At 73.4% G+C, this 24297-nt stretch carries 23 protein-coding genes; 17 read left to right on the top strand and 6 right to left on the bottom strand.

Features of this window, described 5'->3' with window-relative positions:
- The first annotated feature begins 535 nt into the window (after positions 1–535).
- The 15 genes from ACZ7LY_RS23025 (at position 536) to ACZ7LY_RS22955 (ending at position 14952) form a co-directional block, all read left to right on the top strand.
- Complete coding sequence (locus tag ACZ7LY_RS23025) at positions 536–1981, top strand: 2-hydroxymuconic semialdehyde dehydrogenase (RefSeq protein ID WP_471626542.1); 1446 nt, start codon at positions 536–538, stop codon at positions 1979–1981.
- A gap of 50 nt (positions 1982–2031) precedes the next feature.
- On the top strand, positions 2032–2889 hold the full coding sequence (locus tag ACZ7LY_RS23020; protein ID WP_471626541.1) for a 2-keto-4-pentenoate hydratase: 858 nt from the start codon (positions 2032–2034) through the stop codon (positions 2887–2889).
- The gene (locus tag ACZ7LY_RS23015; RefSeq protein ID WP_471626540.1) at positions 2886–3677 is read left to right on the top strand and encodes a 2-keto-4-pentenoate hydratase; all 792 of its coding nucleotides are present in this window, start codon (positions 2886–2888) and stop codon (positions 3675–3677) included. The genes ACZ7LY_RS23020 and ACZ7LY_RS23015 overlap by 4 nt, the downstream gene beginning before the upstream one ends.
- Positions 3674–4165: a RidA family protein gene (locus ACZ7LY_RS23010; protein WP_471626539.1), complete on the top strand. Its 492-nt coding sequence runs from the start codon at positions 3674–3676 to the stop codon at positions 4163–4165. Before ACZ7LY_RS23015 ends, ACZ7LY_RS23010 begins: the two co-directional genes overlap by 4 nt.
- Positions 4162–4743, top strand: a complete 582-nt coding sequence (locus ACZ7LY_RS23005) for a 3-hydroxyanthranilate 3,4-dioxygenase (protein ID WP_471626538.1) — start codon at positions 4162–4164, stop codon at positions 4741–4743. Before ACZ7LY_RS23010 ends, ACZ7LY_RS23005 begins: the two co-directional genes overlap by 4 nt.
- Positions 4744–4797: 54 nt before the next feature.
- Positions 4798–5811: an amidohydrolase family protein gene (locus ACZ7LY_RS23000; RefSeq protein WP_471626537.1), complete on the top strand. Its 1014-nt coding sequence runs from the start codon at positions 4798–4800 to the stop codon at positions 5809–5811.
- Positions 5804–6760, top strand: a complete 957-nt coding sequence (locus ACZ7LY_RS22995) for an acetaldehyde dehydrogenase (acetylating) (RefSeq protein WP_471626536.1) — start codon at positions 5804–5806, stop codon at positions 6758–6760. The genes ACZ7LY_RS23000 and ACZ7LY_RS22995 overlap by 8 nt, the downstream gene beginning before the upstream one ends.
- On the top strand, positions 6757–7776 hold the full coding sequence (gene dmpG, locus ACZ7LY_RS22990; RefSeq protein ID WP_471626535.1) for a 4-hydroxy-2-oxovalerate aldolase: 1020 nt from the start codon (positions 6757–6759) through the stop codon (positions 7774–7776). Before ACZ7LY_RS22995 ends, dmpG begins: the two co-directional genes overlap by 4 nt.
- Positions 7777–7850: 74 nt before the next feature.
- Positions 7851–9014, top strand: a complete 1164-nt coding sequence (hsaA, locus tag ACZ7LY_RS22985) for a 3-hydroxy-9,10-secoandrosta-1,3,5(10)-triene-9,17-dione monooxygenase oxygenase subunit (RefSeq protein WP_471626534.1) — start codon at positions 7851–7853, stop codon at positions 9012–9014.
- Positions 9011–9580 (top strand): 3-hydroxy-9,10-secoandrosta-1,3,5(10)-triene-9,17-dione monooxygenase reductase subunit, encoded by a 570-nt coding sequence (gene hsaB, locus ACZ7LY_RS22980; protein ID WP_471626533.1) that lies wholly within the window; start codon positions 9011–9013, stop codon positions 9578–9580. The genes hsaA and hsaB overlap by 4 nt, the downstream gene beginning before the upstream one ends.
- Positions 9581–10153: 573 nt before the next feature.
- On the top strand, positions 10154–10684 hold the full coding sequence (locus ACZ7LY_RS22975) for a toxin-antitoxin system HicB family antitoxin (protein WP_471626532.1): 531 nt from the start codon (positions 10154–10156) through the stop codon (positions 10682–10684).
- A gap of 103 nt (positions 10685–10787) precedes the next feature.
- Positions 10788–11630: a DUF4097 family beta strand repeat-containing protein gene (locus ACZ7LY_RS22970; RefSeq protein WP_471626531.1), complete on the top strand. Its 843-nt coding sequence runs from the start codon at positions 10788–10790 to the stop codon at positions 11628–11630.
- Between the two features lie 115 nt (positions 11631–11745).
- Complete coding sequence (locus ACZ7LY_RS22965) at positions 11746–12732, top strand: ATP-binding cassette domain-containing protein (RefSeq protein WP_471626580.1); 987 nt, start codon at positions 11746–11748, stop codon at positions 12730–12732.
- A complete protein-coding gene (locus ACZ7LY_RS22960) occupies positions 12729–13517 on the top strand; it encodes an ABC transporter permease (protein WP_471626530.1) in 789 nt (262 codons plus the stop codon). Before ACZ7LY_RS22965 ends, ACZ7LY_RS22960 begins: the two co-directional genes overlap by 4 nt.
- Positions 13518–13623: 106 nt before the next feature.
- On the top strand, positions 13624–14952 hold the full coding sequence (locus ACZ7LY_RS22955; protein ID WP_471626529.1) for a peptidoglycan-binding protein: 1329 nt from the start codon (positions 13624–13626) through the stop codon (positions 14950–14952).
- A gap of 103 nt (positions 14953–15055) precedes the next feature.
- Here the strand turns inward: ACZ7LY_RS22955 and ACZ7LY_RS22950 are convergent, their stop codons facing one another.
- From ACZ7LY_RS22950 to ACZ7LY_RS22925, 6 genes are all read right to left on the bottom strand, one after another.
- Entirely contained in the window at positions 15056–16285 is a 1230-nt protein-coding gene (locus ACZ7LY_RS22950; protein WP_471626528.1) for an SPFH domain-containing protein, read from the bottom strand.
- The gene (locus tag ACZ7LY_RS22945; protein WP_471626527.1) at positions 16282–17097 is read right to left on the bottom strand and encodes an RNA polymerase sigma factor; all 816 of its coding nucleotides are present in this window, start codon (positions 17095–17097) and stop codon (positions 16282–16284) included. Before ACZ7LY_RS22945 ends, ACZ7LY_RS22950 begins: the two co-directional genes overlap by 4 nt.
- A 45-nt stretch (positions 17098–17142) precedes the next feature.
- Entirely contained in the window at positions 17143–17898 is a 756-nt protein-coding gene (locus tag ACZ7LY_RS22940; protein WP_471626526.1) for a response regulator, read from the bottom strand.
- Between the two features lie 75 nt (positions 17899–17973).
- Positions 17974–19788, bottom strand: a complete 1815-nt coding sequence (locus ACZ7LY_RS22935) for a GMC family oxidoreductase N-terminal domain-containing protein (protein WP_471626525.1) — start codon at positions 19786–19788, stop codon at positions 17974–17976.
- Positions 19781–21712 carry an AMP-dependent synthetase/ligase gene (locus ACZ7LY_RS22930; RefSeq protein WP_471626524.1) on the bottom strand — a complete coding sequence of 644 codons (1932 nt, stop codon included), beginning with the start codon at positions 21710–21712 and terminating at the stop codon, positions 19781–19783. Before ACZ7LY_RS22930 ends, ACZ7LY_RS22935 begins: the two co-directional genes overlap by 8 nt.
- A 131-nt stretch (positions 21713–21843) precedes the next feature.
- Complete coding sequence (locus ACZ7LY_RS22925; protein WP_471626523.1) at positions 21844–22512, bottom strand: TetR/AcrR family transcriptional regulator; 669 nt, start codon at positions 22510–22512, stop codon at positions 21844–21846.
- Between the two features lie 73 nt (positions 22513–22585).
- On the opposite strand from ACZ7LY_RS22925, the gene ACZ7LY_RS22920 reads away from it, so the two are divergent.
- Positions 22586–23053, top strand: coding sequence for an SCP2 sterol-binding domain-containing protein (locus tag ACZ7LY_RS22920; protein ID WP_471626522.1), 468 nt, complete (start codon positions 22586–22588; stop codon positions 23051–23053).
- 9 nt (positions 23054–23062) lie between these two features.
- Complete coding sequence (locus ACZ7LY_RS22915) at positions 23063–24274, top strand: acyl-CoA dehydrogenase family protein (RefSeq protein ID WP_471626521.1); 1212 nt, start codon at positions 23063–23065, stop codon at positions 24272–24274.
- Positions 24275–24297 lie beyond the last annotated feature (23 nt).

The following is a 24297-nucleotide window of genomic DNA, read 5'->3' as shown; positions in this document are numbered from 1 at the left end:
GAGTGGGCCTGCCCGTGGTCGTGATCCTCGACTCTCGTCGTGGCTGATCGCGCAGTTCCCCGCGCCCCTGGAGGGGCGACTGCGTCGCACCCTCCCCCCGGGGGGTGCGGGAGGGGCGACTGCGTCGCCGCCTCCATCGGGGGAAGCAGGGGCGAAGCCCCGCTTCCCAGAGGGGAAGCTGCACGAAGTGCATGCTTCAGGGGCGCGGGGAACTGCGCGAGAAGCCCCACACACCCGCAGATGAACACGCACGGTCGTGCCCCGAAGGGGCGCGGGGAACTGCGCGACCAGCCCACCACCGGGCCGCAGGTGACCACGCACGCGTAGTGCCCCGATAGGGGCGCGGGGAACTGCGCGATCAGCCCCCACCGGGCGAAAGGTGACCAACTGCCCTTAGGGGCAGCGCCCCTACAAGGGCTCGGGGCATGTTCATACGGCTATAGCGGGCGCAGCAATGGGTATTAGACAGGCATATCTCGACAGCCCCATGCTCCTGGTGACGGCAAGACACCGGACGTACTGGCGAGGGGCTGAGATGGACGCGGCGCACTACGTGGGCGGGGCCTTTGAGGGCGGGGAGACGGGCACCCCGACGTTCCCCCTGATCGACCCGGCGGACGGCACCGTCAGGGGCCGGGTCCCGGAGGCGAGCCGGGAGACGGTGGACCGCGCGGTCACCGCCGCCCGCACCGCACTGACCGGCGCCTGGGGCGCCACCGGAGTACAGCAGCGGGCGGCGGCCCTGCACCGGATCGCGGACGGCATCCAGGCCCGCTTCGAGGAGTTCGTGGACGCGGAGACCGCCGACACCGGCAAGCCCCGCACCCTCGCGGCCACCGTCGACATCCCCCGCGCCATCGGCAACTTCCGCGCCTACGCCGACCTGCTCTACGGCCGCCCCGAGCGCGCGTACACGACCCCGGTCCCCGGCTGGAGCACCGGCACGGGCGAGGCCCTGAACTACACGGTCCGCCGCCCCCTCGGCGTCGTGGCGATCGTCTCCCCCTGGAACCTGCCCCTGCTCCTGCTGACGTGGAAGGTCGCCCCCGCGCTCGCCGCGGGCAACGCGGTCGTCGCCAAGCCGTCCGAGGAGACCCCGTCGACGGCGACGCTGCTCGCGCGGGTCGTGGACGAGGCGGGCCTGCCGGCGGGCGCGTTCAACCTGGTGCACGGCCACGGCACGGCCGCCGCGGGCGAGTTCCTCACCACGCACCCGGGCGTGGACGCCATCGCGTTCACCGGCGAGTCCGCGACCGGCGCCGCCATCATGCGCGGCGCGGCCCGCCACATCACGCCCGTCTCCTTCGAACTCGGCGGCAAGAACGCCGCGTTGGTGTTCGCGGACAGTGATCTGGACGCGGCGGTCGAGGGCACGGTCCGCTCCTCGTTCACGCACTCCGGGCAGATCTGCCTGTGCACCGAGCGCGTGTACGTGGAGCGGCCGGTGTACGAGGAGTTCGCCGCGCGTCTCGCCGAGCGGGCCCGCGCGCTGACCGGGTACGGCCCGATGATCTCCGCCGAGCACCGCGACAAGGTGCTGTCCTACTACCGGCTCGCCGTCGAGGAGGGCGCCACGGTCCTCGCGGGCGGCGGCTCCCCGCACTTCGGTGACGCGCGCGACGGCGGCTATTACGTCGAACCGACCGTGCTCAGCGGCCTGCCGCAGCACGCCCGTACCGTCCAGGAGGAGATCTTCGGGCCGGTCTGCCACCTCGCCCCCTTCGACACCGAGGACGAGGCGGTCGCGCTCGCCAACGACAGCCGGTACGGGCTCGCCGCGACCGTGTGGACCCGCGACCTGTCCCGCGCCCACCGCGTCGCGCCCCGCCTGGAGAACGGCATCGTCTGGGTCAACTGCTGGAACCTGCGCGACCTGCGCACCCCCTTCGGCGGGATCAAGGACTCCGGCATCGGCCGTGAGGGCGGCGAGTACTCCCTCGACTTCTTCTCCGAGCCGGTCAACGTCTGCGTACAGATCTGACCGCCCTCTCCTCCGCTCCCCCACCGCACCTTTCCGAAGGGACAGCTCCCGTGAGCGACACACCCGACCCCGCGGCCCCGGCCGGCGCCGTCGCCGCAGCGGCCCAGCGGCTGCTGCGGGCCCACGAGACCGGGACGCCCTGCGCGCCCGTACGCGACCTGATCGACGGCGTCGACGCCGCGTACGAGGTCCAGGACACGCTCACCCGGCACTGGCTGGGCCAGGGGCGGAGGCTCGTCGGCCGCAAGATCGGCCTGACCTCCACCGCCGTGCAGGCCCAACTCGGCGTGGACTCCCCCGACTTCGGCGTCCTGTTCGCCGACATGGCGGTGCCGGACGGCGCCGAGGTGCCGTACGGGGCCGTGCAGCAGGCCCGCGCCGAGGCCGAGGTCGCGCTCGTCCTGGAGCACGACCTGACGCACGAACGGCACACGATCGCCGACCTGTTGCGCGCGACCGCGTTCGCGCTGCCCGCCATCGAGGTGTGCGGCAGCCGCGTACAGGACTGGGACATCACGCTCACCGACACCGTCGCCGACAACGCCTCCTGCGGCATGTACGCGCTCGGCACCCGCCCGGTGTCCCTGCGCGACGTGGACCTGCGCGGCGCCGGCATGGTCCTTGAGCGGCGCGGCGAGCAGATCTCCACCGGCGTCGGCGCCGCCTGCCTCGGCCACCCCCTGAACGCGGCGCTCTGGCTCGCCGACACCCTCGTACGCGCCGGACGCCCGCTGCGCGCCGGGGACACCGTGCTGACCGGCGCGCTCGGCCCGATGGTGCCGGTCGCCGCCGGGGACGTGCTCGAAGCCCGCGTCGACGGGCTCGGCGAGGTCCGCGTCGCCTTCGCCCCCGCCCCCGAAGCCCCGGACCCCGAAGCGTCCGCCCCCGCCCGAGGAGCCGCCGCATGACCGCCATCACCACCGCCGGCACCGAGGCGCTGGCCCGCGCCCTCGACGAGGCCTCCCTCACCGGCCGCACCACCGCCCTGCCCACCGCGACGACCGACCTCGACGTGCCCGGCGCGTACGCCGTGCAGCACGCCGTCATGGAGCGCCGCCTCGCCCGAGGTGAGCGCCCCCTCGGCATCAAGATGGGGTTCACCAGCCGCGCCAAGATGGTCCAGATGGGCGTCGACGACGTCATCCGGGGCCTGCTCACCGACCGCATGCTGGTCGAGGACGGCGGGGTGCTCGACACCTCGGGCCTGATCCACCCGCGCATCGAGCCGGAGATCGCGTTCCTGCTCGGCCGCCCCCTGTCGGGCCGGGTCACGCCCGCCGAGGCGTCCCGCGCGGTCGCCGGGGTCGCCGTCGCCTACGAGATCCTCGACTCCCGCTACGAGAACTTCCGGTTCACGCTGCCGGACGTCATCGCCGACAACGCCTCCGCCGCCGCGTTCGGCACCGGCCCCTGGTGCGCGCCGGACGCGCCCGGCACCCCCGACACCGGCAACCTGGGGCTGATCGTGGAGGAGGACGGCCGGCAGATCGCCGCAGGGTCGTCCGCCGCGATCCTCGGCCACCCGCTGCGCTCCCTCGCGGCCGCCGCCCGCCTCGCCGCCGACGCCGGGATCACCCTGGAGCCCGGGCACATCGTCCTCGCGGGCGCCGCGACCGCCGCCGTACCGCTGCGCCCCGGCACCCACGTCCGGGTCACCGCCGCGGGACTCGGCCGTACGGAGGTGACGGTCCGATGACCGGGCAGGGCACCGGGGTTGAGCGCCCCGGCGAGGACCGCGCCGGGCTGCTCGTCGCCGGGAAGGCCACCCCGCGCGGCCGGTTCCCGCACGTGAAGCGGGCCGGGGACCTGGTCTTCGTGTCGGGGACGAGTTCGCGCAGGCCCGACGGCACGTTCGCCGGGGCGAGCGCGGACGCCATGGGCACCACCGACCTCGACATCCGCGCGCAGACCCGCGCCGTCATCGAGAACATCCGCGACATCCTCGCGGCGGTCGGCGGCACCCTCGACGACGTCGTCAGCGTCACCTCGTACCTCGTCAACATGAACGACTTCGGCGGCTACAACGAGGTCTACGGCGCGTACTTCGACGAGCGCGGGCCCACCCGGACCACCGTCGCCGTGCACCAACTGCCCCACCCGCACCTCCTCATCGAGATCGCCTGCGTGGCCCACGTCCCCGTGCCGGGCCCGAACGAGCCGCACCGCAAGGGAGTCACCTCATGACGCTTCCGAAGCTGCCGAAGCTCTCCAACGGCATGCCGTTCAACTTCCAGCAGTGGATCGACGAGCACAGCGACCAGCTCAAGCCGCCCGTCGGCAACATCCAGCTCTGGCAGGACGCGAACCTCATGGTCACCGTCGTCGGCGGGCCCAACCAGCGCACCGACTTCCACGACGACCCGCTGGAGGAGTTCTTCTACCAGCTCCGCGGCACCATGGTGCTGCGCGTGATGGAGGAGGAGGGCGCCCCGCCGGTCGACGTGCAGATCAACGAGGGCGACGTGTTCCTGCTGCCGCCGCACGTGCGCCACTCGCCGCAGCGGCCCGAGCCCGACAGCATCGGCCTGGTCGTCGAGTTCGCGCGGCCGGCGGGCGAACTCGACGCCTGCGAGTGGTACTGCGTGGAGTGTCACCGGCTCGTGTACCGCTCCGAGTTCCAGCTCACCTCCATCGTCGAGGACCTGCCGCCGATCTTCGAGGCGTTCTACGGCGGCGACCGCGCCTGCCCGCACTGCGGCGCCGTCCACCCCGGCCGCCAGTGGCCCGAGCCGATGCGCCCGCGCACCGCACCGCGCGGCTAGGGCCTTTCCTTCGGGTCAGGCCCTGACCCCCACATCCCGTAAACGGAGTACGACTTGACTGTCATCGACGTCCACGCGCACGTCTTCCCCCGCATATCGAAAACCGAGAGCCGCGTCCTCGCGGGCGCCGGCGAGCCGTGGCTGCGCGTCCACGGCGACGGCACCGGCATGATGATGAGCGGCGACGACGAGTACCGGCCCGTGACGGCCGCGCTGTGGGACCCCGAGACGCGGGTGGCCGAGATGGACGCCCTCGGCGTCGATGTGCAGGCCGTCTCCTCGACCCCGCTGACCTTCGGCTACGGCGCGGACGCGGCCGCCGGCACCGAGTGGTGCGACCTCGTCAACGCCCGCATCCTCGACTACTGCGCCCAGGCCCCGGGCAGGCTGCTGCCGCTGTGCCAGGTGCCGTTGCAGGATCTGCGCGCCGCCTGCGAGACGGTCTCCAAAGCGGCCGTCGCCGGGCACCGGGGCGTCCACATCGGCAACCACGTCGGCGACCGCCCGCTGTCCGACGCCGACATCCTGGCGTTCCTGCGGCACTGCGCGCGGGAGGACATGCCGGTCCTCGTGCACCCGTGGGACATGCCGGACTCGCCGCGCATGCGCCCGCACATGCTCCAGTGGCTGGTCGGGATGCCCGCCGAGACGCAGCTCAGCATCCTCGGCATGGCCCTCGCGGGCGCGTTCGAGGAACTGCCCGCCTCGCTCAAGCTGTGCTTCTGCCATGGCGGCGGCAGCTTCGCCTATCTCCTCGGCCGCGCCGACAACGCCTGGCACCAGCGCGACATCGTGCGCGCCGACTCGCCGAAGCCGCCGTCCGCGTACGTGGACCGCTTCTACGTCGACTCGGCCGTCTTCGACCCGCGCGCGCTGCGGCTGCTCGTGGACGTGATGGGCACCGAGCGCGTGATGCTCGGCACCGACTTCCCCTTCCCGCTCGGCGAGCGCGAGCCCGGGGCCGCCGTGCGCGCCTGCGCCGGGCTCGACGACGCGGAGCGGGCCCTGCTCCTCGGCGGCAACGCCGCCCGCTTCTTCTCGCTCCCCAAGGAGGCACCCGGTGCCTGACCCGACGAAGGTCGCCGTGATCGGCTCCGGCAACATCGGCACCGACCTGATGATCAAGGTGCTGCGCCTGTCGGAGTCGCTGGAGATCGCCGCGATGGCCGGCATCGACCCGGACTCCGACGGCCTCGCCCGCGCCCGCCGCCTGAAGGTGGCGACCACGCACGAGGGCGTCGAGGGGCTCGTCGCGCTGGACGCGTTCGCGGACGTACGGATCGTCTTCGACGCCACGTCGGCGGGCGCCCACCGCCACCACGACCAGGTGCTGCGCGCCCTCGGCCGCACGGTCGTCGACCTCACACCCGCCGCCCTCGGCCCCTACGTCGTACCGCCGGTGAACGGCGACGCGCACCTGGACGCGCCCAACCTCAACATGGTGACGTGCGGCGGGCAGGCCACCATCCCCGTCGTCGCCGCCGTCGCCTCGGTGACGCCCGTGCACTACGCGGAGATCGTCGCCTCGATCTCCTCGCGCTCGGCGGGCCCCGGCACCCGCGCCAACATCGACGAGTTCACCGAGACGACCGCCGCCGCCATCGAGCGCGTCGGCGGCGCCGCCCGGGGCAAGGCGATCATCGTCCTGAACCCGGCGGAACCCCCGCTGATCATGCGGGACACCGTGCACTGCCTGGTCGGCGACTGCGACGAGCGGGCGGTCGCCGGGGCGGTGGAGGAGATGGCCGAGCGCGTACGGGCGTACGTGCCGGGCTACCGCCTCAAGCAGCGCGTGCAGTTCGAGCGGGTCGCCGCCGACGATCCGCTGCGCTCCCTGCTGCCCGCCGGCTCCGGCCCGCGCGAGACGGCGACGAAGGTCTCCGTCTTCCTGGAGGTGGAGGGCGCCGCCCACTACCTGCCCGCGTACGCCGGGAACCTCGACATCATGACGTCGGCCGCGCTGCGTACCGCCGAACGCGTCGCCGCCCACCGCGCCACGGAGGTGGCCCCGCGATGACCAGCCTGTACATCCAGGACGTGACCCTGCGGGACGGCATGCACGCCGTCCGCCACCGCTACACCGTCGAGCAGGCCCGCACGATCGCCGAGGCGCTCGACGCGGCGGGCGTGGACGCCATCGAGGTCGCGCACGGCGACGGTCTCGCCGGGTCCAGCATCACGTACGGGATCGGCGCGCACACCGACTGGGAGTGGATCGAGGCCGTCGCGGGCAGCGTCCGGCGCGCGGTGCCGACGACGCTGCTGCTGCCGGGCATCGGCACGCTGCGCGAACTGCGGCAGGCGCACGCGCTCGGCATCCGCTCGGTGCGCGTCGCCACGCACTGCACCGAGGCCGACATCTCCGCGCAGCACATCGCGGCGGCCCGCGAACTCGGCATGGACGTCGCCGGGTTCCTGATGATGTCGCACATGGCCGAGCCCGCCGAACTCGCCCGCCAGGCCAAGCTGATGGAGTCCTACGGCGCGCACTGCGTGTACGTCACCGACTCCGGCGGCCGGCTCACGATGGACGGCGTACGCGAACGGTTCCGCGCCTACCGGGACGTCCTCGACCCGGCGACCCGGCTCGGCATCCACGCCCACCACAACCTCGCGCTCGGCGTCGCCAACTCGGTCGTCGCCGTCGAGGAGGGCGTCACCCGGATCGACGCCTCGCTCGCCGGGCAGGGCGCCGGCGCCGGCAACTGCCCGCTGGAGGCGTTCGTCGCCGTCGCGGACCTGCACGGCTGGGAGCACTCCTGCTCCCTGTTCCCGCTGATGGACGCGGCCGACGACCTCGTACGCCCGTTGCAGGACCGGGAGGTGCGGGTGGACCGGGAGACGCTGACGCTCGGGTACGCGGGCGTGTACTCCAGCTTCCTGCGGCACGCGGAGGCCGCCGCCGCCCGGTACGGGCTGGACACCCGCACGATCCTCGTCGAGGTCGGCCGCCGGGGGCTCGTCGGCGGCCAGGAAGACATGATCACCGACATCGCGCTCGACCTCGCCGCGCGGCGGACGACGGCCGCCTGACAGCACTCCGGCACGGCACGCATGGCACGTACCCCCCCGACCCCACCGACCCCTCAGGAAAGGCTGGTTCGACCATGAGCACCACGGTTGTCGAGAGCGTCAGGGCGCTCCTCCCCACGCTGCGGGAACGCGCCCAGGAGACCGAGGACGCCCGCCGGGTGCCCGCCGACTCCATCAAGGCGCTGCACGAGACGGGCTTCTTCAAGCTGCTCCAGCCGGCCCGCTACGGCGGTCTGGAGGCGGACCCGCTGGACCACTACACGGCCGTCAAGCTCGTGGCGAGCGCCTGCGGTTCGACGGGCTGGGTCGCCTCGGTGCTCGGCGCGCACGCCTGGCACCTGGCGACGTTCCCGGCGGAGGCGCAGAAGGACATCTGGGGCGAGGCGCCGGACACGCTCCTGTCGTCGGCGTACGCGCCGCTCGGCAAGGCGACGCCCGTCGAGGGCGGCTACCGGCTCTCGGGCTGGTGGAGCTTCTCCTCCGGCGTGGACCACGCGGGCGGCGCGATACTCGGCGGGCTCGTCAAGGACGGCTCGGGCGCGACGAGCGACTTCGCGGCGTTCGTCGTGCCGGCCGCCGAGTACACCGTGGACGACGTGTGGAACACGTGCGGACTGCGCGGCACCGGCAGCAACGACATCGTCGTCGAGGACGTGTTCGTGCCCGCGCACCGGGTGCTCAGCTTCTCCGACTCGTTCCGCTGCGTGTGTCCTGGCCAGGAGGTCAACACCGCGCCGCTGTACCGGATGCCGCTGTACTCGATCATGACGACGACGATCACGACGCCGCTGGTCGGCATGGCCGAGGGCGCGTACGAGGCGCATGTGGCGCTCCAGCGGGAGCGGGTGCGGGCGTTCGCCGGCTCGAAGGCGAAGGACGACCCGTTCGCCAAGGTACGGGTGGCGGAGGCGGCCAGCGAGATCGACGCGGCCTGGCTCCAGTTGACCCGCAACGTGGACGCCGTCCACCAGGCCGCCCGCGCCGGCGGCGAGATCCCCCTGGAGCTGCGTACGCGGCTGCGCCGGGACCAGGTGCGGGCCGCCGAACGGGCGATCGGCGCGACGGACCGGCTGTTCGAGAACTCAGGGGCGGGGGCGCTGCGCGCCGGTACGCCCATCCAGCGGTTCTGGCGCGACGCCCACGCGGCCCGCGTCCATGTCGCGCACGACGCGCCGCCCGCCCTCCAGGTCTTCGGTGACGGCGAGTTCGGCGTCACCATCGACGGCGGCATGCTGTGAAGGGGGCGTCGCAGGTCGTGCCCGAGGTCGGCGGGCGGCGCTTCCGGGACGTCATGGGGCACTTCTGCACGGGGGTCGTCATCATCGCCGCGCAGGGCGAGGACGGGCCCGCCGGGTTCGCCTGCCAGTCCTTCTCGGCGCTCTCCCTCGATCCGCCGCTCGTGCTGTTCTGTCCGGCGCGGACCTCGCGGAGCTGGCCGCTGATCGAGCGGGCCGGGCGGTTCAGTGTGAACGTCGTCGCGGAGGAGCAGCGGGCGGTGAGCGAGGTGTTCGGGCGCAGCGGGCCCGACAAGTTCTCCGCGTCTTCCTGGGGGCGTACGGAGGGTGGGGTGCCGGTGCTTCAGGGGGCTGCCGCGTGGGCCGAGTGTGCGGTCGAGCGGGTTCATCCTGCCGGGAATCACTTCATCGTGGTCGGGCGGGTGAGTGATCTCGGGGCGGATTCGGGGGTGCGGCCTCTTCTGTTCCACCGGGGTGGGTATACGGGGGTTGCGGTTGACCGGGATCCGGTGCGGCCGGCGTTGGCCACGCGGCTGGCGGCCCCTTTCGTCACCGGCGACTGGTTCTGACCCCGCCACCTCCACTCCAGGGCCCTGCCGGCCGGCGGGGCCCTTCGCCGTGAGCGGCACCATTCTGACACCGGGTGACACCATCTCCGCTCCGCGGTCCTAGGGCGCCGGGTGCGTCGTGGCCGCTCGCGCAGTTCCCCGCGCCCCTTACGGGGCTGTCAGCCCCGGCACTTCTCAGGCGCCCCGCGCCGCCTTGGGCAGTCTGCCGCCTGGGGCGGCACGGGTGGGCAAGGCGGCACCCCAGCGCCGGGTGCGTGATCGTTGTACGTCCAGTTCAGCCCCGGTGGGGCTTCTCGCGCAGTTCCCCGCGCCCCTTACGGGGCTTGTCTGAGCGCCCGCTCTCGGCCTCCGGCTCTGGGGCCCTGGGGGCTGGCCTCGGCGCCAATTTCCAGCCCCTCCGGCGATTGAGGAGCGGGGGCTGGGGCAGCGCCCCAGAGTGCCGGGTGCGCCGTGGCTGGGCGCGCAGTTCCCCGCGCCCCTGGCGGGGCTGATCTGAGCGCCGGATCCCGGTTCCGGCAGCGCGGGGTGCCAGGTGGGTTGCCGGTGGTGCCATGATGGTGCCATAATGGCGTTATGGACCTCACCCCGTATGTCGACTCCCTCCGGCAGGACCTCGCCATCGCCGCAGAATCCGCAGGCGAAGACGCAAGGGCCCTGGCCGACCGCCTCACCGCCCCCCTGGAATCGGCAACCCGGCTGACCCTCCTGAACGTGCTGTCCGCCGCGATGGACGAGGTCACCCGGGACCTCGCCCCCGGCTCCGTCGACGTACGCCTGCGCGGCCTCGACCCCGACTTCGTGGTCACGCCCCCGCCCCGCACCGACCCCTACGCGGACGCGACCCCGCACCCCGAGCCGGCGACGCCCCCGCCCCCGGCCCCCGCCGACACCCCGGACGACGGCGGCACCGCCCGCGTCAACCTCCGGCTGCCCGCCCATCTGAAGGCCCGCGCCGAGGAGGCCGCGACCCGCGAGGGCCTGTCGGTCAACGCCTGGCTGGTGCGGGCCGTGTCCGCCGCCGTCGAAGGCGGCGCGGCTCCCACCCGCACCGCGCCGCAGAAGTCCCGTAGCACCGGACAGAGCTTCACGGGCTGGGTCCGCTAGCCCGCGCCGCCCGAGCCCCCGTACCCGAGCCCCCGTACCCGCTCCACCCACACCACGTCCCACCTGCGGGGACGATCTGACGAGCCATGAGGACGGTACAGCCATGCCTTCTTTCGACACCCCCGAGCCGATCACCCTGGACGCGCACATCGGCGCCGGTTCCCTGCGGCTGCTGGCGAGCGCCCGCCCCGACACGGCCGTCGAGGTGCGGCCCGCCGACCCCAAGCGCGACAAGGACGTACGGGCCGCCGACCGCACCGAGGTGGGCTTCGCCAACGGCGTGCTCACCGTGCGGACCAAGGAGCGCCGCATGATCGGCCCCACCGGCGTCGTGGACGTGAGCGTCGAACTGCCCGCCGGTTCCGCCGTCGAGGTCACCGGCGCCTGGACCCACGTCACCGCCGAGGGGCCGCTCGGCGCGACCCGCGTCAAGACCTCCGGCGGCGACGTCCGCCTCGACGCGACGGGCACGCTGACCGCGACGGTCGCCCACGGCTCGGTCTCCGTGGACCGGGTCGAGGGCGCGGCGGAGCTGACCACCAGTTCCGGCACCCTGCGCGTCGGCACGGTCGAGGGCTCGGCCACCCTGAAGAACTCGCACGGCGTCACCCTCGTCGGCACGGTCCTCGGCGAGCTGCGCGCGAACGGCGCCCACGGCGACATCGACATCGCCCGCGCCGCGGGCCCGGTCACCGCGACGACCGCGTACGGCGCCCTGCGCGTCGCCGAAGTCACGGCGGGCCGCGTGCAGTTGGAGACGTCGTTCGGCGCCATCGACGTCGGCGTCCGGGCCGGCACCGCCGCCTGGCTCGACATCAGCGCCGAGCGCGGCCAGGTGCACAACGGCCTGGACGGCACGGACACCCCCGACGAGAGCGAGCACACCGTCGAGGTCCGCGCCCGCACCCGCTTCGGCAACATCGACATCCACCGCGCCACGAACTGACGGCCCCTCACGCGACCGTCCCCGTAAGGCTTTTCGCGTCCGGGGAACACCGGAACACCCCTATCCCGCGCACAACCCATCCAGCGAGCCGGAGGGCTCCATGCCTGTATCTGTCATGCCCACATCCAAAGAATCGCCCGCAGTACCGCTCGCGGTCTCCGCCCTCGGTCTGCGCAAGGCGTTCGGCGGCAAGACCGTGCTGGACGGCATCGATCTGCGTATCCCGGCCGGTTCGGTGTTCGCGCTGCTCGGGCCGAACGGCGCGGGCAAGACCACCACCGTGCGCATCCTGTCGACGCTGCTCGCGGCGGACGGCGGCCAGGCGCAGGTCGCCGGGCACGATGTCGCCGCGTCCCCGGCGGGCGTCCGCGCCGCGATCGGCGTCACCGGCCAGTTCGCCGCTCTCGACGACCTGTTGACCGCCGAGGAGAACCTGCTGCTCATGGCGGACCTGCTGCGGCTCGGCAAGGCCGAGGGGCGCACCCGTACGGCCGGGCTGCTGGAGCGGTTCGGCCTCGGCCCGGTGGCCAAGGAACGGGCCGCGACCTTCTCCGGCGGCATGCGGCGCCGCCTCGACCTCGCCATGACGCTCGTCGGGGATCCGCGCGTGATCTTCCTGGACGAGCCGACGACCGGGCTCGACCCGCGCAGCCGGCGGACCATGTGGGAGACGGTCCGTACGCTGGTCGCGGGTGGCGTCACCGTTTTCCTCACCACGCAATACCTGGACGAGGCCGACCAGTTGGCGGGCCGGATCGCCGTCCTGGACGGCGGCCGGATCGTCGCCGAGGGCACCCCGGACGAGCTGAAGTCCCGTATCCCCGGCGCCCATGTACGCCTGCGCTTCGACGACGGCGACGGCTACGCGCGCGCCGCCCGCGCCTTCCCCGACGCGGCCCGCGACGACGAGGAACTCGTGCTGCGCGTCGCGGGCGACGGCGATCTGGCCGCGCTGCGCGCCCTGTTCGACCGACTCGACACCGCCGGGGTCCGCGCGGCGGGCTTCTCCGTGCACACCCCCGACCTCGACGACGTGTTCCTCGCCCTGACCGGCGACGGCACGCCCGCCGGCTCCCTCCACGTCAAGGAGACCCTCCGATGAGCGCCCTCGCCCTCGCCGTGCATGACTCGACGACCATGCTGCGGCGCAACCTCAAGCACGCGCTGCGCTACCCGGCCGTCTCGCTCGGCCCGGCCCTGATGCCCATCCTGATGCTGCTGCTGTTCGTGTACGCGTTCGGCGACTCGATCGGCGCCGGGCTGCCCGGCGGCGACGGCCGGGCCGCCTACCTGGAGTATCTGACGCCCGGCGTGCTGGTGATGGGCGTCGCGTCCGGCGCGATGACGACGTCGATCGCGGTCTGCCAGGACATGACCGAGGGCATCGTCAACCGCTTCCGCACCATGAACATCAGCCGTACGTCGTTCATGACCGGGCACGTCTGCGGGAGTGTCCTGACGACGATGGCGGGCCTGGTCCTGGTCGTCGGCGCGGCCCTCGCGCTCGGCTTCCGCTCGGACGCCTCACCCCTGGCGTGGCTGGCCGCCTTCGGCCTGCTCACCGCCCTGTCCTTCGCCGTCGCCTGGCTGTCGGCGGCGCTCGGGCTGATCTCCAGGACGGTCGAGTCGGCGAGCAACAAGCCGCTGCTCATCCAGTTCCTGCCGTTCCTCGGCTCGGCGTTCGTGCCGGCCGCGTCCATGGCTCCGGGCCTGCGCCGGTTCGCGGAGAACCAGCCGTTCACGCCGGTCACCGAGACCCTGCGCGGGCTGCTCACCGGCACCCCGATCGGCTCCTCGGCCTGGATCTCGCTCGCCTGGTGCGCGGGCATCGCCCTCGGCGGCTACCTCTGGTCGCGCTCCCTGTTCGGGCGCTCGGTCAAGCGCTGAGCGGCGAGCGACCGCCGGGGACGAAATATCGTAGGAAAATCACTGAAAACCGCACGAGCCGCGCCTCACCTCACTCCTCCTCATGAAGACACTTCAGGAGGGTGATGTGACTACACCGGTGTTCTACGAAATAGACGTCAGCGCCGACGCGGCCGTGCGGGGCCTGTGCGCGTGCCCGAGTTGCGCCCTGGAGCGGCTCGGCACGCGCCCGGCGCCGTCCTCGGCGGGGCGGCCCCTCGCGCGGGCGGCGGCGGTCGCTGCCGTGGGCGCGGTGGCGCTGACGTCGACGGGCGCGGCGCACGCGATGAACGCGCCCCGGACGGCGCGGGCGACGCCGGACAGCGCGACCGCGCCGACCGCGCAGGGCGCCCCCGGCCCGCTCGTGACAGGCGGGCCGTCGGACGTGACGCAGGCGGCCTACCGGTCGTCGGCGCCGATGAAGCTGACGCGCGCGGAGATCCTGGCCCGCGCGAAGACCTGGGTGAACGCGCGCGTGCCGTACAGCATGGGTGCCTACCGGGGCGGCTACCGCACGGACTGCTCGGGGTTCGTGTCGATGGCGTGGGGCCTCGGCTCCAACCAGTGGACGGGCAGCCTCGCCTCGTACGCGACGCGGATCACCAAGAGCCAGTTGCAGCCGGGCGACATGCTGCTCTTCCACAACCCGTCGAACCCGACGGCGGGTTCGCACGTGACGATCTTCGCGGGCTGGACGGATTCCTCCCACACCCGCTACCTCGCCTACGAGCAGACCCGCCCGCACACCCTGGCCCGCTCCACGCCGTACGCGTACTGGAACAACTCCGGCGGCTATGTCCCGTACCGCTACAACCACGTGGTGGGCGGCGGGGGTTCGGGGGGCGGGGGCTCGTCCTCGACCGCGTTCCCCGGCGCGGGCAAGTTCGGGCCCGGCGCGAACAACGCGTACGTCACCAAGCTCGGCAAGGCGCTGGTGGAGCGGGGCGGCGGCCGGTACTACTCGGTGGGGCCCGGCCCGCGCTGGTCGGACTCGGACCGCAAGGCGACGCAGGCGTTCCAGCGGGCGCAGGGCTGGCGGGGCAGCGAGGCGGACGGCTACCCCGGGCCCGACACCTGGCGGTACCTGATGGAGGGCAAGGGCCGTGACATCGGCGGCGGGAGCAGCGGCGGAAGCGGCGGTGGCGGTGGCGGTGGCGGTGGCGGTTCGAGCGCGGGCAGCTCCGCCTTCCCCGGCGCGCACTACTTCCGGCCGGGACAGTCGAACTCGTACGTGACCAAGCTGGGCAAGCAGCTCGTCAAGCGCGGGTTCGGCCGGCATTACACGCAGGGTCCTGGCCCGCGCTGGACGGAGTCGGACCGCAGGAACGTGGCGGAGTTCCAGCGGGCGCAGGGCTGGCGCGGCAGCGAGGCGGACGGCTACCCCGGGCCCGACACCTGGCGGCACCTGTTCGGCTGAGGTGCGGCTGACGCCCGGCTGAGGGGGCCGCGTACGCGGACGGGCTCCGGGGTCGACTTCCCGGAGCCCGTCGCCGTACGGGGCCTGCCTCGCGCGGGCGCGGTCAGCTAGAGCTGCGGGTGAACGCCACGGTCAAGTCCCTTACCAGGGCGTTGCGTTCGTAGTCGTCCAGCTCGACGAGGCCGCGGCCGGTGAGGCGTTCGACGGTGTCCTGCACGGAGTCGACGACTCCGCTGAGCACTCCGGCGCGGTGCCGGGCGTCGAGGACGGCGATCCGGCGGCGCCGCATGACCTCGGCGACCTCGGGCGCGTACTCGATCCGGGTGGGCTGCGCGGAGAACACCTCGACGCCGACGGCCGCGCACTCGGCGGCGAGCAGGCGGGACAGCTCGCCGCCCACGGCCTCGGCGTCGCGCAGGGTGGGCGTCGCCTCGTGGAAGGCGTCGGCGGGCAGCCGCGACAGGACGCGCGCCATGGCCGCCTCGATCTGCTCGCGCAGGTACACGACGTGGTCCTCGACGGCGAACAGGGCGCGGGCCGTGTCCCGCACCCGCCACACGACCAGGACCTCGACGCGCAGCGCCATGCCCTGCGCGTCGACGGCGGGCATGGGTTCGCTGCGCCAGTGCCGCAGCCGTACGTCGACGCGGCGGCGCAGCACGAGCGGGCTGATCCAGCGCAGTCCGGTGCGGCGCACGGTGCCCCGGTAGCGGCCGAACAGGCTGAGCACCCAGGCGCCGCCCGAGCGGCAGCGGGTGAGGCCGCCGAAGGCGAGGACGGCGAGGACCGCGCAGGCGGCGGCGCCCGCGCCGACCGCGACCCGGGCGCCGGTGGTGAGGCCGGGCGCGGGGTGCGGCAGGCGCAGGAAGTCGACGGCCTGGCGCGGCACCCAGTCGAGCCACCACACGCCGTACAGGACGCCCGCGACGGCCGCGAGGCCGGTGAGCAGCGCGAGCCAGCCGGGCAGCGAACGCCCCTCGCGCTCCACGAGCCCGGGGTCGGCGCCGGGCACGCGCCGGGCCGTCGCCCTCTCGCGTACGCCGGTGCCCTCACCGGCCGCACGGGACGCGGGGGCGGCGGGAGTGCCGGGAGCGGGAGGCGCGGCGGCGGGGGGCGCGGCGGCCGGGGCCGGGGCCGGCGGGGGCTCGGGGGCGGTGCCTGGCGCCGGGGCGTCGGGGGGTGCGGGGTCGGGGTCGGCGGCGGTGCGTTCGCGGAACAGCATGTTCATCGGTATGCCGTCGTCGTGGCGCACGATGCGCACCGGCACCGGCACGGGCTCCGTGTCCCTCCCGCGCCCCTCGGTCCGCTCCTTGCTGTCGTCGGTGGTGGTCATCGGCCCTCCCGTATGCGCCTGGGCAGTGTGGAATTGACGTCGTACAGATGGCGGCGGGCGGCCCGGCAGTCGACGCAGCCGTGCAGATGGGCGGCGACCCGGTCCCCGAACCGGCGTACGGGACGGCCGCGCAGCGCGGCGACGACCCGGTCGAGCACCTTCGCGCACTCGTCGTCGCCGGCCCGCACATGGCCGCGCAGGAATCCGGTGCGCAGCGCCTCGCGCGCCCGGTGCCCGAGGGAGGCGGCCGCGCCGGGCCCGACGCCGAGCAGCGGGGCGGCGGACGCGGCGGTGCGGCCTTCGAGGGTGAGCAGGCGCAGGGCGAGGCGGCGCCGGTCGGACAGGGCGCGGTAGGCGGCGCGGGCGCGTTCGGCGTCGAAGCGGGCGGTGGCCGGGCAGTCGTCCTGGTGGCCCTGGGCGGGCGAGTCGGGCAGGTCGAGGCTGTCGCCCGCCGGTATCTCGCGGCGGCGCCGGACGAGGCCGCGGGCGGCGGCCCTGCGGACGCAGACGGAGAGATAGCCGGGGACGTTGGCGACCGGTCCCGCGCCCGCGTGCAGGGCCTGGAGCAGCGCGATCATCGCCTCGGAGACCGCGTCGTCGGCGTCGGCCGCGCTGCCGCGCGTGTGGCGCAGGGCGACGCGGCGGGCGGCCGGCACGTGCCGTTCCCACAGGAGGGCGAACGCGCGTGCGTCTCCTGCGCGTACCCGCGCACACAGTTCGCTGTCCGCCTGCTCGTCGCGCCGCACTCCCTCGCCCTTCGACGGTGCCCCAAGAATCCGGAGACCAGGATTCCGCTCACTGTCGGACGACATGCCGCACACTATGCGTACAGGAACAACCAAAGTAGACAAATTCCGTCATCTTTGGCTTATCCGGCGGGCAGGAACGGGCGTCGCCGTGCGACGGGCCGCGCCCTTCGCCCGCTCCTTCTCCGGGGGCAGCTCCGGGTCCAGGCCCAGCTCGTGGGCGAAGAGAGCCGCCTGCGTCCGGTTCTCCAGCTCCAGGCGGCGCAGCACGCGGGACACGTACGTCTTCACGCTGGTCAGCGAGAGATGCAGGACCTCGGATATCTCCCGGTTGGTCATGCCCGCGCCGACCAGCGCGAGGACCCGGCGCTCGCTGCCGCCGAGACCCTGGGCGCGGCACACCCGCTCCCCCGTGGCGACGCGCCCGCGCGCGGCCGAACGCGCGGCGAGCCGGCGCAGCACCGCGTGCGACACGACGGCCGCGCCGGCGGCCACCGAGCGTACGGCGGCGACGAGTTCGGGCCCGCTCGCCGCCTTGAGCACGAACCCGCTCGCGCCCGCCTCCAGCGCCCGCAGCGCGAGGTCGTCGGCGCCGTCGCGCGGGGCGAGCGCGAGGACGCGGGGCGCGGACTCGGCGCGGGTCAGGCGGCGCGCGGTGTCGTAGGCGTCGATGCCGGTGTCGGGCGACAGGCCGAGGTCGAGCAGGACGACGTCGGGGCGCAGCACGCGGGCCGCGCTCACCGCCTCGGCGCCGTCACCTGCCTCGCCCGCCACACTCAGGTCCGGCGCCTCGGCGAGCAGCGCGCGCAGCCCGGCCCGCACGACGGGCTCGGCGTCGACGAGCAGCACACGGACGTCCTGTGTCACCGGGCATCACGCCCGAATTGCCGCACTGCGATCAGCTTTGAGCATGTTGTCATGGAAGCTGATCCTAACCATGCGTCAGAAACAGCCCCCGGCCCCGGGCTCCGCGCCCCCTCCGCTCCCACCACTGCCACCGCTCCCACCGCTCCCGCCGCTCCCCCGCAGCCGCAGTTCCCCGTACGCCCCCGCCGGCACCGCGGGCCGGCGCGGCGGGACGGGGCTGAGGGCGCGGTACGGCTCACCGGGCGCGGGGCGCGGGTCCGGCTCCCCCTTGTTGGGCCAGTACGCCATCGCGCGCTCGGCCTGCGCGGTGATGGTGAGCGAGGGATTGACGCCGAGGTTCGCGGAGACCGCCGAGCCGTCTACGACGACGATCCCCGGGTGCCCGTACAGCCGGTGATACGGGTCGACGACCCCGCTGCCCGGGCCGTCCCCGATGACGCAGCCGCCGAGGAAGTGCGCGGTGAGCGGCTTGCCGAGCAGTTCGCCGAGGTTGGTGCCCGCGAAGCCGTTCAGGGACTCGGCGATGAGTCCGGCCGCCTCCCAGCCCTCGGGGATGTGCACGGGGTTGGGCGCGCCGTGGCCCTGGCCGGCGGTGAGCCGGCCGCGCCGGGTCAGGCTCGTGGTCAGGGAGTTGTCGTGGGTCTGCATGACGAGCCCGATGATGGTCCGCTCCGACCAGTGGCGCAGCGCCGCGGTCCGCGCGACGAGCACCGGGTGGGAGAGGAACGCGAGGGCGGCGGCCAGCGGCTTCGGCAGGTTCCGCCGGTACTGCGGCACGCAGATCAGCGCCATCAGGTTGGAGCCCTTGCCGTACCGGACGTTCTCGATGTGGGTCGTGGGGTTCGGGTGGATGGACGACGTGATGGCGACGCCGCGCGTGAAGTCGATGTCGGGGCGCCCGAGCCTGCGCGGCCAGGTCAGCGCGCCCACCAGCGCCTCGGAGTTGGTACGGGTGAGCGTGCCGAGGCGGTCGGACAGGCGGGGCAGGGTGCCGGTGGCCTTCATGCGGTGCAGCAGCGTCTGGGTGCCGTGGGTGCCGGCGGCGAGGACGACATGCCGGGCGCGCAGCACGGTGCGGCCCGCGCGGCGGCGGACGCGGCGCCCGGTCGGCTCGGCGGTCACCTCGTACGTGCCGTCCGCCCGCTCCCGCACCGAGGTCACCGTCGTCAGGGGGCGGACCTCGGCGCCCGCCCGCTCGGCGAGGTGCAGATAGTTCTCGGTGAGGGTGTTCTTCGCGCCGACGCGGCAGCCCGTCATGCACGACCCGCACTCGACGCAGGCGGTACGGGCGGGCCCCGCGCCGCCGAAGTAGGGGTCGGGAACTTCCTCGCCGGGCGCGGCCGTTGTACGACCGTCGGCGTCCCGCCCGTCGCCGAAGAACACGCCCACGGGCGTCAGCCGGAAGGTGTCCCCCGCGCCCATCCGTCCGGCCGCCGCCCGCAGCAGCTCGTCGGCCTCGGTCGTGGTCGGGTTGGTGCGCACCCCGAGCATGCGCCGGGCCTGGTCGTAGTAGGGGGCGAGTTCGGCCTGCCAGTCGGTGATGTGCGCCCACTGCCGGTCGCGGAAGAAGGCGGGCGGCGGCACGTACAGCGTGTTGGCGTAGTTCAGCGAGCCGCCGCCGACCCCGGCGCCCGCGAGCACCATCACGTTCTTCATCAGGTGGACGCGCTGGATGCCGTAGCAGCCGAGGCGGGGCGCCCACAGGTAGTCGCGCAGCCGCAGCGAGGTGCGGGGCAGGCTCTCGCGGGTGTGACGGCGGCCCGCTTCGAGTACGCAGACGCGGTGGCCCTTCTCGGTCAGGCGCAGCGCGGCGACCGAGCCGCCGAACCCGGAGCCCACGACGACGACGTCGTAGTCGTGGTCACGGTCGTCAGGGGTGGGTTCAGGCACCGTACAGCTCCTCGATCTCCCGTGCGTACGCCGCCGCCACCGCCTGCCGTTTGATCTTCAGGGAGGGGGTGAGCAGCCCGTTGTCCTCGGTGAACTCGCCCTCGACCAGGGTGAACTTGCGGATGGACTCGGCGCGCGAGACGGCCTCGTTGGCGTAGTCGACGGCCCGTTGCACCTCCGCGACGATCCGCGGGTCGCGGATCACGTCCGCGAGCGGGGTGTCGGCGGGCAGCTTGCGCACGGCGAGCCAGTGCGCGACGGACTCGGGCTCCAGGGTGATGAGCGCGGCGACGAAGGAGCGGTTGTCGCCGACGACCATGCACTGGCCGACCGGTGACCGGCTGCGCAGCCGGTCCTCCAGGACGGCCGGTGAGACGTTCTTGCCGCCGCTGGTGACGATGATGTCCTTCTTGCGCCCGGTGATCGTGAGATAGCCGTCGTCGTCGAGCGCCCCGAGGTCCCCGGTGGCGAACCAGCCGTCCGCGCCCAGGACTTCGGCGGTCGCCGCCGGGTCGCGCCAGTACGAGCCGAACACGATGCCGCCCTTGACCTGGACCTCCCCGTCGTCGGCGATGCGTACGGAGGTGCCGGGCACGGGGAGGCCGACCGTGCCGGGGCGCGGGCGCAGCGGGGGCGTGATCGTGGCGGCGGCGGAGGTCTCGGTGAGGCCGTAGCCCTCGTAGATCACGACGCCCGCGGCGTAGAAGAAGAGGCTGAGGCTCCGGTCGAGCGGGGAGCCGCCGCTGATCGCGTACCGCAGCCGGCCGCCGAGTTCCCTGCGGACGCGGCGGTAGACGAGCAGGTCGTAGAGGCCGGCGGCGAGCCGCAGCCGGAGCGAGGGCCCGGGGCCGCCCTCCAGGAACCGGGCGAGGTGGGCCTCGCCGAAGCGGACGGCGATCCGGTCGGCGCGGTCGAAGGAGGCGCCGCGCCCGATCTTCTCGGCGGTGGCCCGCCCGGTGTCGTGGATCTTCTCGAAGAGGTACGGCACACCGACGACGAACGTCGGCCGGAACGAACGGAGTTCGGGCCGCAGCTCGGCCGGTTTGATGCTGGGGCAGTGGCCCAGTTCGATACGGGCGAGCATGCACGCGATCTGGATCGTGCGGCCCAGGATGTGCGCGAGCGGCAGGAACAGCAGCGTGGACGCGGTCTGTCCGGTGGCGGCCTTGAAGATGGGGTGGAGCAGTTCGACGGTGTTGGCGGCCTCGGCGTACAGGTTGCCGTGGGTGAGGACGCAGCCCTTGGGCCGGCCGGTGGTGCCGGAGGTGTAGCACAGGGTGGCGACGGAGTCGGCGGTGAGCGCGGCGCGCCGCTTGGTGACCTCCTCGTCGGCCACTTCCCGTCCCAGGGTGGCGAGTTCGAGGACGGCGCCGTCGTCGATGAGCCAGGTGCGGGGGCGTTCGCTCGCGGGCGCGGCGGCGAGTCCGGTCTCGGCGGCGCGGGCGTGGTCGGCGTTCTCGACGAGGAGCATGCGGGCGCCGGAGTCGCGGACGATCCAGGCGACCTGCTCGGGCGAGGACGTGGCGTAGATCGGTACGGTCTGCCCGCCGGCGGCCCAGATGGCGAAGTCCAGGACCTGCCACTCGTACCGGGTGCGCGCCATGAGCGCGACGCGCCCGCCCGGCTCCAGGCCCGCCGCGATCAACCCCTTGGCAACGGCGGTGACTTCACGGGCGAACGCGGCGGCGGTGACCGGTTTCCAGCGGCCCGTCTCCTTGCGCCGCAGCACGACGGCGTCCGGCGCCTCGGCGGCGTTGACGAACGGCAGGTCGGCGGCGGTCGTGCCGTCGGCGGGCGGCGCGGCGAGCGGCGCGGCCCGTGCCTCGCGCACGACTCCCCGCTCGTCCCGCACCAGTTCGACGCGCACCCGGTCGGCGAGGTCGGTGCGCTTGGTGGCCCGCTTCAGATCCTTGCGTACGCCCATGACGGCTCCCGGTGGCGCGGCGGCGGCGTGCTGGAACTTACTCGGGAGTCAACTTACCGACGCGTAAGGAGAATTCAAGGGGTCGCACACAGATCCCCGCCCCCGGAAGCGTCCGGGGAGCGGAGCGCGGCTCAGGGGGTCCAGGCCTGCCCGGCGAGGACGTCCCGCATGCCGACCCAGACCATGTTCATCAGCCGCAGCGCCACCGCGTCGGGCGATTGGTCCGGGTGGCGTTCCATCCAGTCCGTGAGGGAGTCGGCCGCGCCGACGAGGGCGTGCGCGACGAAGTCCGCGTCCTGCTCCCCGAGCCGCGCGCCCCGCCCGCTCTCCGAGATGCCGTCACGCACGAGCCCGGCGACCTCCGCCATGACGGCGGCCCGCGCCTCAGCGACGGCGGCGGCGATGGTCTCGGTCAGCTCGGACGCCTGGCGGTGCAGGACGTACCAGCTGTCGCGGTGAGCGACGACGAACGCGAAGAACGCCGAGAGCCCCGCGTACAGCCGCCTTTCGGGGGCGCCGCCCGCGCCGCGCGCGCTGCCCCTGAACCCGGTCACGAGCCGGTCCGCCTCGCGGCGCAGGCACGCGAGGAACAGGCCCTCCTTGGACTCCAGGTACAGATAGACCATCGGCTTGGAGATACCGGCGAGTTCGGCGATCTCGTCGACGGAGGCCGCGTGGTAGCCGCGCTTGGCGAAGACGCGTACGGCCACGTCGATGATCTGCTGTTCGCGCTCGTGCCGCGGGACACGCTTGCGGCGCCCCGCCGCGCGCCCTCGGGCCGCTCCCGATGTCTCCGTCACCCTTGTCAGCCTATCTACGCGGTCGTAACCTTACCAATCAGTAAGCTTACTTAAGAGTAAGGAGCTGGGGATCATGAGCGGTGCCGAAGAGATCGCCTCCCTCGACTTCGGGAGCGTCACGCCCGAGGAGTTCGCCCGTATCGTCAAGAAGCTCTCCACCAAGGAGATCAACGAGATCGCCCGGGACGGCGCGCTGCGCGCCCGCATCCTCAAAGAGGTCTTCGGGCGCATGGAGCGCCAGTTCAAGCCGGACGTCGCGGGCTCCCTCGACGCCGTCATCCGCTGGAAGGTCACCGGCCAGGGCGACAACCCCGAGGCCGTCTACGAGACGAAGATCACCGACGGGACCTGCACCGTCACCGAGGGCCGCTCGGCGGGCGAGCCGCGCGTCACGCTCATCATGGGCGACGCCGACTTCCTCAAGCTCGTCTCGGGCAACTCCTCGCCGGTCACCATGTTCATGATGCGCAAGGTCAAGATCGCCGGGGACGTCGCGCTCGCCTCCGGACTCACCCGCTACTTCGACATCCCGAAGGCCTGAGGTCCCGTCATGCCCTTCTCTCTCGAACTGACCGAGGAACAGCGGGACCTGCGCGACTGGGTCCACGGCTTCGCTGCCGAGGTCGTCCGCCCGGCCGCCGCCGAGTGGGACGAGCGCGAGGAGACGCCCTGGCCGGTGATCCGGGAGGCCGCGAAGATCGGCCTGTACGGGTTCGAGTCCCTGGCCGACATGTTCGGCGACCCGAGCGGGATCTCGCTGCAGATCGCCAACGAGGAGCTGTTCTGGGGCGACGCGGGCATCGGCATGGCCCTGTTCGGCACCTCGCTCGCCGTCGCCGGGATCTTCTCGGCCGGCACGCCCGACCAGCTCGCCGAGTGGGTCCCCCAGTGCTACGGCGAGCCCGAGGACCCGAGGCTCGCCGCGTTCTGCGTCTCCGAACCGCAGGCCGGGTCCGACGTCGCCGCGATGCGGACGCGGGCCCGCTACGACGAGGCCAAGGACGAGTGGGTGCTGAACGGGCAGAAGGCGTGGATCACCAACGGGGGCATCGCCGACGTGCATGTCGTCGTCGCCTCCGTCGACCCCTCCCTCGGCGCGCGCGGCCAGGCGGCTTTCATCGTGCCGCCGGGCACGGCCGGTCTGGAGGGCGCCCGCAAGATACGCAAGCTGGGACTGCGCGCCTCGCACACGGCGGACGTCTTCCTCGACGACGTACGGGTGCCGGGGCACTGCCTGCTGGGCGGCAAGGAGAAGCTCGACGCGCGGCTTTCGCGGGCCCGCGAGGGGTCCCGGGCCAAGGGGCAGGCCGCCATGTCGACCTTCGAGGTCAGCCGGCCGACGGTGGGGGCGCAGGCGCTCGGGATCGCGCGGGCCGCCTACGAGTACGCGCTGGAGTACGCGGGCGACCGGGTCGCGTTCGGCCGGCCCGTCATCGAGAACCAGGCCATCGCGTTCGCCCTCGCGGATCTGCGCACCGAGATCGAGGCGGTGCGGTTGCTGATCTGGCAGGCGTCCTGGATGGCCCGCAACGACAAGGCGTTCGACGCGGCGCAGGGGTCGATGTCGAAGCTCCGGGCGGGGGAACTGGCCGTTTCGGCGACCGAGAAGGCGGTTCAGGTGCTCGGGGGTGCGGGGTACAGCCGGGAGCATCCTGTGGAGCGGATGTACCGGGACGCGAAGATCTACACGATCTTCGAGGGCACGAGTGAGATTCAGCGGCTGGTCATAGCGCGGGCCATCTCCGGCCGGCAGCTCCGCTGAACGGGCGGGGTTCGGTAGGCACC

The organism is Streptomyces sp. NPDC107550 (assembly GCF_055639095.1).
Note: the sequence above shows the minus strand (reverse complement) of the source record. Positions and strands in the feature narration are given on the sequence as shown.

What these genes read in the sequence shown, in the direction of transcription:
- ACZ7LY_RS22970 (WP_471626531.1), top strand. Translation starts at nt 10,788, where the DNA reads ATGCCTTCTTTCGACACCCCCGAGCCGATCACCCTGGACGCGCACATC.
- ACZ7LY_RS23025 (WP_471626542.1), top strand. Translation starts at nt 536, where the DNA reads ATGGACGCGGCGCACTACGTGGGCGGGGCCTTTGAGGGCGGGGAGACG.
- ACZ7LY_RS23015 (WP_471626540.1), top strand. Translation starts at nt 2,886, where the DNA reads ATGACCGCCATCACCACCGCCGGCACCGAGGCGCTGGCCCGCGCCCTC.
- hsaA (WP_471626534.1), top strand. Translation starts at nt 7,851, where the DNA reads ATGAGCACCACGGTTGTCGAGAGCGTCAGGGCGCTCCTCCCCACGCTG.
- ACZ7LY_RS23010 (WP_471626539.1), top strand. Translation starts at nt 3,674, where the DNA reads ATGACCGGGCAGGGCACCGGGGTTGAGCGCCCCGGCGAGGACCGCGCC.
- ACZ7LY_RS22920 (WP_471626522.1), top strand. Translation starts at nt 22,586, where the DNA reads ATGAGCGGTGCCGAAGAGATCGCCTCCCTCGACTTCGGGAGCGTCACG.
- dmpG (WP_471626535.1), top strand. Translation starts at nt 6,757, where the DNA reads ATGACCAGCCTGTACATCCAGGACGTGACCCTGCGGGACGGCATGCAC.
- ACZ7LY_RS23005 (WP_471626538.1), top strand. Translation starts at nt 4,162, where the DNA reads ATGACGCTTCCGAAGCTGCCGAAGCTCTCCAACGGCATGCCGTTCAAC.
- ACZ7LY_RS22960 (WP_471626530.1), top strand. Translation starts at nt 12,729, where the DNA reads ATGAGCGCCCTCGCCCTCGCCGTGCATGACTCGACGACCATGCTGCGG.
- ACZ7LY_RS22975 (WP_471626532.1), top strand. Translation starts at nt 10,154, where the DNA reads ATGGACCTCACCCCGTATGTCGACTCCCTCCGGCAGGACCTCGCCATC.
- ACZ7LY_RS22950 (WP_471626528.1), bottom strand. Translation starts at nt 16,285, where the DNA reads ATGACCACCACCGACGACAGCAAGGAGCGGACCGAGGGGCGCGGGAGG.
- ACZ7LY_RS22930 (WP_471626524.1), bottom strand. Translation starts at nt 21,712, where the DNA reads ATGGGCGTACGCAAGGATCTGAAGCGGGCCACCAAGCGCACCGACCTC.
- ACZ7LY_RS22945 (WP_471626527.1), bottom strand. Translation starts at nt 17,097, where the DNA reads ATGTCGTCCGACAGTGAGCGGAATCCTGGTCTCCGGATTCTTGGGGCA.
- ACZ7LY_RS22965 (WP_471626580.1), top strand. Translation starts at nt 11,746, where the DNA reads ATGCCCACATCCAAAGAATCGCCCGCAGTACCGCTCGCGGTCTCCGCC.
- ACZ7LY_RS22915 (WP_471626521.1), top strand. Translation starts at nt 23,063, where the DNA reads ATGCCCTTCTCTCTCGAACTGACCGAGGAACAGCGGGACCTGCGCGAC.